At 68.6% G+C, this 7,480-nt stretch carries 6 protein-coding genes and 1 pseudogene; 2 read left to right on the top strand and 5 right to left on the bottom strand.

Going from position 1 to position 7,480, the window contains the following annotated elements:
- The coding region (locus ACN0T5_RS21085; protein ID WP_417770574.1) for an aminotransferase class IV at nucleotides 1-491 on the top strand (491 nt) is incomplete at its 5' end.
- On the opposite strand, the gene ACN0T5_RS21080 is transcribed toward ACN0T5_RS21085, so the two are convergent.
- The 5 genes from ACN0T5_RS21080 to hemP form a co-directional block, all read right to left on the bottom strand.
- Nucleotides 419-1,210: a nucleotidyltransferase family protein gene (locus ACN0T5_RS21080; RefSeq protein WP_417770573.1), complete on the bottom strand. Its 792-nt coding sequence runs from the start codon at nucleotides 1,208-1,210 to the stop codon at nucleotides 419-421. The two genes, ACN0T5_RS21085 and ACN0T5_RS21080, sit on opposite strands and share 73 nt — an antisense overlap.
- 160 nt (nucleotides 1,211-1,370) lie before the next feature.
- Nucleotides 1,371-3,791 carry a phenylalanine--tRNA ligase subunit beta gene (pheT, locus tag ACN0T5_RS21075; RefSeq protein WP_417770572.1) on the bottom strand — a complete coding sequence of 807 codons (2,421 nt, stop codon included), beginning with the start codon at nucleotides 3,789-3,791 and terminating at the stop codon, nucleotides 1,371-1,373.
- A gap of 62 nt (nucleotides 3,792-3,853) precedes the next feature.
- The gene (locus tag ACN0T5_RS21070) at nucleotides 3,854-4,522 is read right to left on the bottom strand and encodes a phenylalanyl-tRNA synthetase subunit alpha (protein WP_417770571.1); all 669 of its coding nucleotides are present in this window, start codon (nucleotides 4,520-4,522) and stop codon (nucleotides 3,854-3,856) included.
- Nucleotides 4,519-5,601, bottom strand: a complete 1,083-nt coding sequence (gene pheS, locus ACN0T5_RS21065; RefSeq protein WP_417770570.1) for a phenylalanine--tRNA ligase subunit alpha — start codon at nucleotides 5,599-5,601, stop codon at nucleotides 4,519-4,521. The genes ACN0T5_RS21070 and pheS overlap by 4 nt, the downstream gene beginning before the upstream one ends.
- Before the next feature lie 559 nt (nucleotides 5,602-6,160).
- A complete protein-coding gene (gene hemP, locus ACN0T5_RS21060; protein ID WP_417770569.1) occupies nucleotides 6,161-6,379 on the bottom strand; it encodes a hemin uptake protein HemP in 219 nt (72 codons plus the stop codon).
- A gap of 341 nt (nucleotides 6,380-6,720) precedes the next feature.
- Between hemP and ACN0T5_RS21055 the strand changes: the two are divergent.
- A pseudogene (locus tag ACN0T5_RS21055) lies at nucleotides 6,721-7,480 on the top strand (hypothetical protein); the annotation flags it as partial.

The following is a 7,480-nucleotide window of genomic DNA, read 5'->3' as shown; positions in this document are numbered from 1 at the left end:
GGAGCTTTACGGCGGCACGCCGTGTGAAGCTGACGCTCGATCCGGATGGCACCTTGAGCCTTGAGGCGACCGAGATGCCGCCGGCACCCTTGCGCTGGAAGGTGGCGCTTGCCGATGTCGCCGTGGATGCCGGCGACCCGCTGCTTGCCCACAAGACGACGCGGCGGGCGTTTTATGACGGAACGCGGGCGCGCCTTGCCGCCAGGAGCGGTTGCGACGAGGTGCTGTTCGCCAACCGGGACGGCTTCCTGACGGAAGGCAGCTTCACCAACCTCTTCATCGCCCGCAACGGGCGGTTGCTGACGCCGGCGCTCCGGCACGGCCTGTTGCCCGGCACGCTGCGGGCGGCGCTGATCGAAAGCGGCCGCGCCTTTGAGGCGGATCTCAGGGTGGAAGACCTGGAGGGTGCCGGCCGCATCTATCTGGGCAATTCACTGCGCGGGCTGGTGGAAAGCGTCATCCAGTCGCGCTTGCCCGAGGCGGCCGAATGAGGCGCGGCCGGACCGCCTGAGACGGCAGTCGCGGCGACCTCCGCGGCTCCCGTCTCCGCCGCCGGCCAGGGCACGATCTCGATCTCCGGCCAGGCGGCCTTCATCCTGACCGCCTTTTCCATGTAGGCGGCGGCATTGTCGAGCACCGGATTGGGCACCAGCCGCATGGCGAATATGTCGGCAAGGCCGAAGGGCGCGACCATCGACAGGCGCCCGTCCACCTCCAGCCGGACGGCAACCGCATGGGTGCGCGCGGCATAGTTGAGCAGGGCCGCATCGGTGCAGGGCAGGCGCGGACAGGAAATGCCGTGCTTTTCCCCGAACCAGAGATGGACGCGGGCCTGGTTGCGGATCTCGACCGGCGCCGGCAGGCCGGTAAAGAGCGGCCGGGCGCGGGCGATGACCCGGTCCTCGGCCTCGTAGCTGGTGTCGCCATCGAAATAGACGAGGTCGAAACCCTTGATGCCGTGCCCGGCCGGACGGCGGGTCAACGCGTTCCAGACGGTCTGGTAGATCGCGCCGCTGGCAAGCCGCCAGTCGGGCAATGCCAGGTCACGCGCGGCTCTCAGCACCCGCATCAGGACCGGATCCATGCGCAGGATCAGTTCCAGCACGCGCCGCCGGTCGTCCTCACTGGTGAGGGCCGGATCGCCAAGCGTCGTGCGCCCGAAGGCGAGACCGGGTCCGCGGTCAACCGCCGCTGCCTGCGCCGCCGTCATCTGGTCCCCTCGTCACTCGCATCTGTTCCTGCAACGCCCCCCTGCCCGACAGGATGCGGGCTGGACGCGCGCGGTGCAAGCCCTGGAGCGGAAGCATGAAAGGGCACGGGATGTCTCTCCCGTGCCCTTCCTTTGCGTTCAATTTCGCCCGTGACCGGGCTCAGGCGCGCAGGGTGCCGCCGGTCGCCTTTTCCACCGCGGCGCGGATCTTCGCGCCGACCGCGTCGATCTCCTCCTCGGTCAGGGTGCGCTGGCGCGGCTGCAGGGTGACGTCGATGGCCATCGACTTGTGCCCTTCCGCGACACCGGCGCCGCGATAGACATCGAACAGCGACACGTCGACGATCAGCGCCTTGTCGGCGCCGCGCGCGGCCTTGATCAGGCGTTCGGCGGTCACCGCCTCGTCGACGACGAAGGCGAAGTCGCGGCGCACCGGCATCAGGTCGGAGGCCTCGAAGGCGCCCTTGGAGCGCCCCGGCCTGGCCTTGGGCTGCGGCACGGCGTCGAGATAGACCTCGAAGACGGCGAGCCGGCCGTCGAGATCGAGCGCCCTGGCAACACGCGGATGCAGCTCGCCGAAGCGGGCAAGCACCGTCTTGGGGCCAAGGCGCAACTCGCCCGAGCGGCCCGGATGCAGCCAGGACGGCGCCTCGGCGAAGACCATCAGCTTGTCGACCGGCGCGCCGATGGCGGCAAGCGCCGCTTCCGCGTCGGCACGCGCATCGAAGACATTCACCTCCGGCGCGTTGCCCGACCAGTGGCGGTCCGACCCGGTCATGCCGGCGGTGCCACGACGCACGCCGGCGGCGACCATCGACTGGCCCTCCGGCGTGTCGTTCGCGAAGACCTGGCCGACCTCGAACAGCGCCACATCGTCATAGCCGCGATCGGCGTTGCGCTGGGCAGCGGCGGCGAGACCCGGCACGAGGCTCGGGCGCATGTCGGACATGTCGGCGGAAATCGGGTTGGCCAGTTCCAGCAGACGCGTGCCGCCGCCGAAGGCTTCCGCCTGGGCGCGCGAGATGAAGGACCAGGTGACCGCTTCCTTCATGCCGCGCACCGCGAGTGCCCGGCGCGCCTGCGAACGGCGCGTCTGGCCCGGCGTGAGCACTCGGCCGGCGACGCTCGCGAGACGCGGCAGCGGCGTCGAGACGACCTTGTCGAGACCGACGATGCGCACGACCTCCTCGACGAGATCGGCCTTGCCATGCACGTCCGGGCGCCAGGAGGGCGGCGCCACCTTGACCGTGTCGCCGCTGCCGGTGACCCAGAAGCCGAGCCGCGACAGCACGCCCTTGATCTCCGCGTCCGAGACCGACAGGCCGGTCAGCCGCTTCACCTCCGAGAAGGGGAAATCGATGCTGCGATCGGTCTCCGGCACCTTGCCGGCCATCGAAATCTCGCTCGGCGTGCCGCCGCACAGGTCCATGACGAGGCGGGTGGCGAGTTCGACGCCGGGAACGCAGAAGGCCGGATCGACGCCGCGCTCGAACCGGTAGCGTGCATCGGTGTTGATGCCGAGCTTGCGACCGGTGCGGGCGATGTTGGTGTCGTCCCAAAGGGCGGATTCGATCAGCACGTCGGTGGTTTCCTCCGTGCAGCCGGAGAGCTCGCCGCCCATGATGCCGGCCAGCGATTCCAGGCCGTTGTCGTCGGCGATGACGCAGATCGTGTCGTCGACCTTGTAGGTCTTGCCGTCGAGCGCCAGCAGTTCCTCGCCCTCGCGGCCACGGCGCACCACGAGGTCGCCCTTGACCCTGGCCGCATCGAAGACATGCAAGGGGCGGCCGCGATCGAAGGTGACATAGTTGGTGATGTCGACCAGCGCGTTGATCGGGCGCAGGCCGATTGCCTTCAGCCGCTTCTGCATCCAGTCCGGCGACGGGCCGTTCTTCACACCGCGCACGAGGCGCAGGGCGAAAGCCGGACAGAGCGGCGGCGTGTCGCCGAATTCGAGACGCACGTTGACCGGGCACGGTCCCTCGCCGGGGACCTGCGCCGGGCGGTTTTCCTTCAGCTTGCCAAGGCCGACGGCGGCAAGGTCGCGGGCAATGCCGGCAACGCCCGTGCAGTCGGGACGATTCGGCGTCAGGCCGATCTCGATGACCGGATCGTCGAGCCCGACCCATTCGGCATAGGAAACACCGACCGGCGCGTCGGGGCCAAGGTCGATGATGCCGTTGTGCTCGTCGGACAGCTCCAGCTCGCGCTCGGAGCACATCATGCCGAAGCTTTCCACATCCCGGATCTTGCCGACAGACAGCGTCACGTCGATGCCGGGGACATAATCGCCCGGCCGCGCCAGCACGCCGACAAGGCCGGCGCGCGCATTCGGCGCGCCGCAGACGATCTGCAGCGGCGCCTTGCCGTCGCCGGCATCGACCGTCAGCACCTTCAGCCGGTCGGCATTGGGATGCGGCTTCGCATCGACAACCCTGGCGATGGTGAAGGGTTTCAGCCGGTCGGCCGGGCTGGTCACGTCCTCGACCTCGAGGCCGACGCGGGTCAGCGTCTCGACGATCTCGTCGAGGCCGGCATCGGTCTCCAGATGTTCCTTCAGCCAGGAGAGGGTGAATTTCATGGGCTTGGTCTCTTCGTGTCTTGCAGCCACGGGCGCCGGACGGCCGGCGCGGGCGCGAGCGTTCAGTTCGTCGGGGTGAAGCGGTCGAGATCGGGGACGATGGACGCATCGCCATAGCTGGTGGCGAAGCGCACGCCGATCTGGTGCAGCCGGTCGGTCCAGCGGCGGATCTGCGCGTCGTCGAGCAGGCGTCCGCCGGCGATCGCATGCGAGGCCTCGACCTCGATCTGGTCGCGCAACAGGCCAAGCTCCAGCATCGTCGCATCCTCGGCGCGGTACTTGTCGAGCCAGCCGAGCGTCATCGTTGCGGCCATCACCAGAACGGCGGCGGCGGAGGTCACCGACGACCACTTGGCGATACCGGTTATGCGCCGCTCGCTGACCACCAGCAGCATGGTCGCGATCGACAGGAAGGCGACGATGGCGACCGCGCTCAGGAAGCTCTCGTAGTTGCTTTCGGCGTTCACCTCCTGGCTGGCACGCAGGGTGGTGATGCGGTCGCGCAGGTAGAGAACGGCGTCGGCCTGGGGGCCAAGCGCATCGCGAAAATAGGCATCGCAATAGCGCAGCCGGCCGCGCTCGCTGGTCTTGTCAGCGCAGACCTCGACGAAGGAGGCGGGTGTGCCCGCCCCTTGCGCGGCGGCCGGCAGGGTCCACACGCCCGGCCCAAGAAGGATGGCGAGCAGCACGAGCAGGCGGCCGGCGCGCCAAAATGTCCTGACGGCACTCATCGCGACAGGCCTCCGAACAGGGTCGGCAGGTCGAGCGGGCGGAAACCGTAATGCTCGATCCAGCGGATATCGGCGTCGAAGAAGGCGCGCAGGTCCGGCATGCCGTATTTCAGCATGGCGATCCGGTCGATGCCCATGCCCCAGGCGAAGCCCTGGTAGACATCCGGGTCGAGACCGCAATTGCGGATGACATTGGGATGGACCATGCCGCAGCCGAGGATTTCCAGCCAGTCGTTGCCCTCGCCGATCTTCACCTCGTTGCCGGAGCGATCGCAGCCGATATCGACCTCCATCGACGGCTCGGTGAAGGGGAAGAAGGAGGGGCGGAAGCGCATCTTGATCTCGTCGACCTCGAAGAAGGCCTTGCAGAACTCCTCCAGGATCCACTTCAGGTGGCCGATATGGCTGCCCTTGTCGATGACCAGTCCCTCGACCTGGTGGAACATCGGCGTGTGCGTCTGGTCGCTGTCGCAGCGATAGGTGCGGCCCGGGGTGATCACCCGGATCGGCGGCTTCTGCGACATCATCGTGCGCACCTGCACCGGCGAGGTGTGGGTGCGCAGCAGCATGCGCTCGCCGTCCTCCTTGGGATGCAGGAAAAACGTGTCGTGCATCTCGCGCGCCGGATGGTCGGGCGGGAAATTGAGCTGGGTGAAGTTGAGATGGTCGGTCTCGATGTCCGGACCTTCGGCGATGGAAAAGCCCATGTCGGCGAAGATCGCGGTGAGTTCGTCGACGACCTGGCTGACCGGGTGGATGCGGCCGGTCTCCGCCGGTGCCGCCCGCAGCGGCAGGGTGACGTCGACGCGCTCGGACTGCAGGCGGGCGTCCAGCGCGGCTTCCTGCAGCAGGTCGCGGCGGGCGGCGAGCGCCTCGGCGACGCGGGTCTTGAGGCCGTTGATCGCCGGGCCCATCTCGCGCCGTTCCTCGGGCGAGAGCGCGCCGAGCGTCTTCAGCTTCTCGGAGACCGAGCCCTTCTTGCCAAGGGCGGCAACGCGCACCTCTTCCAGCTCGGCTTCGGTGGAGGCGGCGGCGATGGCCGCGAGAATCGCAGTTTCAAGGGATTGCAGTTCGGACATGGCACCGTCGGACTTGGCGGCGCGCGGCCGGCTTGCCGGCGCGGCACGTTGACAGGGAGTTGAGGTCTTTTAGCAGACTTTCAGCCGGTTTCCAGCAGCAGCGCTCAGGCTTGCGCGGAACCGGACGGCGCGGGAGGGGCCCCGGGGTCAGGTGCGTCTAAATCGCCCGCAGGCGGGGCCCTGCGCCAAGGTGCGGGCGGCGGGCCGGACACATGCGGCCAGGGTCGAAACGGCGGTCGCCCCGGCCTGCGCCGTGGACGGTGAGCGCCTGATCCGCGTGGAGGGGACGGCGGTTGCTCGCACGTCGGTTCCTGCCTCTTGCCGGTATCGCCAGGGTGTCATTGCCAGTGCCGCCACCGGTGTCGTTGCCGGCAGCGCTCCCGAATTCCTGCCAGATCGGCCGGCCAAAGGCAAGCGGCCGCGCCGCCGCGAACGCGGCCCTTGTGCGGGGAAGCGGACAGGGCCCACGCCCCGCGGGGCGTGGGCCGCGCCGGCCGGTGCGGGGAAGAGGCTCTGGCCAGGCGGGGCCGGGTCAGGCGTGCCGAAGATCAGGCCGGCCCTATTTGGTCAGAAGCAGTTTCTCGAAACGGGTGATCGAGAGGCGGTAGACCATGTCCTTGTGGCGGATATGCACCTCCCGGGCACCCTGGAAGAGGGCGGAGCTGTCCAGTTCCAGCGGCGCCGTCTGCTGCGTGCCTTTCGGCAGGGTCAGTGTGCGCTGGGTGGTGCGCGGCCGCCTGTAAAGCGTGGCATGGGCGTGGTTGGGCGTCTGAGTCATGATCGTCTTGCTCCTTCGATCGCGTGACGGGCGAACGCATGGCGGGCGAACGCGTGGCGGATGGGCGCGGCGCCTTGCCCGGCCCGGTGAAGACCGGAGAGGCGTGGCCGCGCACGGTTTGGAACCGCTCTAAACTTGCGAACCGTTCGCAAGATTATTCTTGACTCAAATACTCATGTTTTATAGCAAAGGCAATGTCCGTTTCGCCTCTCGCTGTGCCCGGGGAGAGCGCTACGGAGATCCAAGCGCCAGCAAGCCATCCGTCAACTCCCTCGACGGTCAGCAAGCCACGCTCTTTGCAGGACGATCATTTGCAACCCTTCGGGAAGGGCCTCGGCTCCATGTGTGCCAGACATCAGGACTTGCGGCAGGCGATCCAGGACGCGGTCGCCGCCGAAGCGGCGAGTGCCCGCGACACGGGCGCGGCCGAACCGTCCGCCGCACGGCGGCGCATCGCCTTGTGGGACCAGGGCGACAGCGTGCATTGCTCGATCGTCGGCACCTGCGCCAGCGTCGACGACCTGCGCCGGGTGGCCCGCAAGACCGGCATCGAGGTGGCGCCCGACACGCCCGACTACGACGTGCACGGCCATTTCGTGCGCCTGTCGACCACCGACTGCGCCTTTTCCCGCGCCTTCCAGAAACTGCTCGACAGCCGCTTCGAGGGCGCCCTGCGCCGGGTCGGGCGGGCGCGCGATGCCGACGCGCTCAGTGCCCTGTGGACCGAGATGTGCGAACGCGGCCAGGTGGCCCCGGCTTACTGGGCCTTCATGACGCATGCGCATGTTCCCGGGACCTTGAGAGCCCGGATCTTCGGCGAGGTGCACATGTGGTCGCACCTGGCGGGAGCCTCCTTCCGGCGCAAGAACGAGGAAGCAACGTCGCTGCGCGACCAGTTGCAGGAGGCGGACGAGCGCGCAAGGCGGGTCGAGGCCGGCCTGCGCGCGGCCCTTCTTGCCCGCGACAAGGAGATCGCCGAGTTGCGCGAGACGGTGGCGCGGCTGCGCGCCGACCGCCTGCAGGACGCGGCCGAGACATCGGAGACGTCCGCCGGCGGCGACGGCGAGGCCCTGCGCCGGCGGCTCGACAAGACCGGACGGG

The organism is Stappia sp. (genome assembly GCF_048261845.1).
Lineage (GTDB): Bacteria > Pseudomonadota > Alphaproteobacteria > Rhizobiales > Stappiaceae > Stappia.
Note: the sequence above shows the minus strand (reverse complement) of the source record. Positions and strands in the feature narration are given on the sequence as shown.

What these genes read in the sequence shown, in the direction of transcription:
- pheS (WP_417770570.1), bottom strand. Translation starts at nt 5,601, where the DNA reads ATGTCCGAACTGCAATCCCTTGAAACTGCGATTCTCGCGGCCATCGCC.
- pheT (WP_417770572.1), bottom strand. Translation starts at nt 3,791, where the DNA reads ATGAAATTCACCCTCTCCTGGCTGAAGGAACATCTGGAGACCGATGCC.
- hemP (WP_417770569.1), bottom strand. Translation starts at nt 6,379, where the DNA reads ATGACTCAGACGCCCAACCACGCCCATGCCACGCTTTACAGGCGGCCG.
- ACN0T5_RS21070 (WP_417770571.1), bottom strand. Translation starts at nt 4,522, where the DNA reads ATGAGTGCCGTCAGGACATTTTGGCGCGCCGGCCGCCTGCTCGTGCTG.
- ACN0T5_RS21080 (WP_417770573.1), bottom strand. Translation starts at nt 1,210, where the DNA reads ATGACGGCGGCGCAGGCAGCGGCGGTTGACCGCGGACCCGGTCTCGCC.